The sequence below is a fragment of the Peribacillus sp. P4_C12 genome (assembly GCF_056402095.1).
The window spans coordinates 1-2,578 of sequence record NZ_JBFUIB010000503.1 but is presented as its reverse complement, the minus strand read 5'-3'; the positions used below and the strand labels follow the sequence as shown (position 1 = coordinate 2,578).

The 2,578-nt window shown below is 34.9% G+C and carries 2 protein-coding genes and 1 pseudogene; 2 read left to right on the top strand and 1 reads right to left on the bottom strand.

What is annotated here, in order from left to right; genetic code table 11:
- The first annotated feature begins 452 nt into the window (after positions 1–452).
- Together AC1DUW_RS25575 and AC1DUW_RS25570 are read left to right on the top strand one after the other, a co-directional pair.
- The gene (locus AC1DUW_RS25575) at positions 453–1,148 is read left to right on the top strand and encodes a hypothetical protein (RefSeq protein ID WP_477643798.1); all 696 of its coding nucleotides are present in this window, start codon (positions 453–455) and stop codon (positions 1,146–1,148) included.
- A 312-nt stretch (positions 1,149–1,460) separates the two neighbouring features.
- The gene (locus AC1DUW_RS25570) at positions 1,461–1,976 is read left to right on the top strand and encodes a site-specific integrase (protein WP_161804905.1); all 516 of its coding nucleotides are present in this window, start codon (positions 1,461–1,463) and stop codon (positions 1,974–1,976) included.
- A gap of 77 nt (positions 1,977–2,053) precedes the next feature.
- On the opposite strand, the pseudogene AC1DUW_RS25565 reads toward AC1DUW_RS25570, so the two are convergent.
- Positions 2,054–2,578 (bottom strand): annotated as a pseudogene (locus AC1DUW_RS25565) (DNA mismatch repair endonuclease MutL); the annotation flags it as partial.

Here is a 2,578-nt window from a genome sequence, read left to right as displayed (position 1 = left end):
AAACTATACTAACTCCACACCTGTAAGTTATATAAAACATAGATGTATCAGAAGCTCAATCTTTTTGTACAAAGCTTAATGTTTTCCCTTTTTGTTTCCATTCATAAGATTCAAGGTTAAAATATGCATCATTTTGCATACTAACCCTTGTAATCTTTATATCTTCGTCAAATATTGACCTTACGTTTTTAACCTAGGATCGATTTTTATTTAATCCAAAATAGATTCCTGCTGGTTTAATCGGAAAATCTTATAATCCTCCTTTTCCATCGTCACCCTGATTTGATAGTACAAATACTAATCAGTCTGTAGGTTTAAAACAAAAAAATCAAATTTAGGCATAAATTATTAGTTTTTGTTCTTTAAAGTCCTTATCAAAAAAAGGGATAGAAGTCAGATTGTTATGTCCAATCAATACTTAATCCTTTCCCATATATTAATTAAAAAAGGAGATGAGAAAAGTGGGTAGTGATAAAAATAAAGATAAAGATAAACATAAAGATAAAGATAATAAAGGTACAGATTCCTCAAGCAATTCTAAAAATGAACCTTTAAAGGAAGAAGTATATTCATCATCGGCACACCAAGAGTGTATTGACCGTGCTTATCGTATTCCCATATTTTTAAGTACGACAACTCATTTAAATGATAACCAACGACAGTTTCTAAACCGTCTAATTTTTGAGATTGAGAATGCTTTGCTTTTTCCACGTACACTACCTTTAAGCGAAAGTTATCCCGAAGCCATTTTAACCGATATTCGTCGGTTAGTTTCATCAAGCTATGGAATGTTGGCAGTAAACCTCCGTCGTTTTCAAATTAAGACAGTTGGCGTCAATGAGGGACCCCTTCCACCATCCACTCCGTTCTGGGAAGGATCAGTTTATTCACAAGTAGAACCTTCAATGGCTTTTCAATTTGGTCTACCCTTATTATTAGTAAGGGAAGAAGATACTGACGCAAATAATGGAATTTGGGCAGGAGGAATTGCCCCACTCAACCTATTTATAGTTTGGCATTCTGAAACTCAAACTGTAGATCAATTCTTTAACACTCCTGAATGGAGATCAGCCTTTGCAAATTGGAGTGCACAAGTAAGAAATGCCTTTTATATTCAGACAGAGCCTAAGTTCAAGTACAGTTGTTAGTACACAGAATTAAAAAATTATTTGATTGGAGTACGCTTTTTCAAAGCAAGATATCGTAATAAAAGAGTGATATAGAACAAGTTGAGATGATGTCTTTGTTTAGCGAACGGTGAACTGGCACTTTAGTACCTAATTGAACATTTTTATAAGTCGAAAAATATACATATTTTTTTATATTTTCGGCTAATTTTACATACAAAAAAATATTGCCATATACAGCATTTTTTAATTTCCAAATACACTTACCCAAATTGGAAACTTGTTTTGGTCTTCCATCCTTAGCTGCATAGGAACACCACCACATGTATTCCATTGATAAAATGGAAGGATATAGATTTTAACAAAAAGAGAATTTTTGTGCAGCACTCCCTATACTATATTTCAGGTCAAGGTCTAGTTTTACAATCACCTAAAACACATAGCGGAAAAAGAAATATTTCTATTACTAATGAGATGATTGGAGAATTACAATCTTACAAAGTAAAGAAACAAGAACAACTTTTAAAAGTGGGGTTGAAGTTAATAGAGGATCACTTTGTCGTTTCTGCTTTTGGTGGGGAACCAGTCAATCCCAATACGATACACAAGCAGTTTCTTTATGATAGTAAGCTTGCAGGAATGAATAGGATTCGATTTCATGATTTACGACATACACATGCAACTATAATGTTGGAGATTGGAGAAAATTCTAAAGTGGTATCAGAAAGATTAGGACATTCAAATGTTTCTATAGCCTTAGATAAATATAGTCATGTTACTCAGAATATACAGGACTCTTCAGCAGATAACTTTTCAAAAGCATTAGGGAAAAAGAGCCTTGAGCAATAAATGTGGTCATTTAGTGGTCATTTCACCAAAATAACGCTAGAGATCCTTGTAAATAAAGGGTTCTCCAGCGTTTATAATTACATGACCCGCTTGAACATCTTCTCCATCTCATAAATCGAATATGAGATGATGATAGGTCTTCCGTGTGGGCAAGTGAATGGGTCTGTTGTTTGTCTTAGTTCATCTAATAGTGCTTGAATTTCGTCATTCCGCAGATGACGGTTTGCCTTTATAGAGGCTTTACAACTCATCATGATCGCCGCTTCTTCGCGGAGTTTTTTGATGTCGACTTTTTTCATTGATAATAATTGTTCAATCATTTCTTCAAGGATTTCCTGTTCAATACCTTTTGGAAACCACTGAGGGTGTGACCGAACTATATAGGCATTATAGCCGAACTCCTCTAAATAGACGCCGACTTTTTCCAGTTCATGCTGGTATTCATTGATTCGGATACATTGGTCGGTCGAGAACTCAAGTGTGATGGGAACCAGCATATCCTGTAGCTCGTTTTCGACACGTCCGACTTTTTCTTTAAAATATTCGTATTTTATCCGTTCCTGGGCAGCGTGCTGGTCGATGATATACAGGCCATTTTCGTT

Bases quoted from the DNA above. Each gene is read 5' to 3' on its own strand.
- AC1DUW_RS25575 (WP_477643798.1), top strand. From the start codon at position 453: ATGAGAAAAGTGGGTAGTGATAAAAATAAAGATAAAGATAAACATAAA.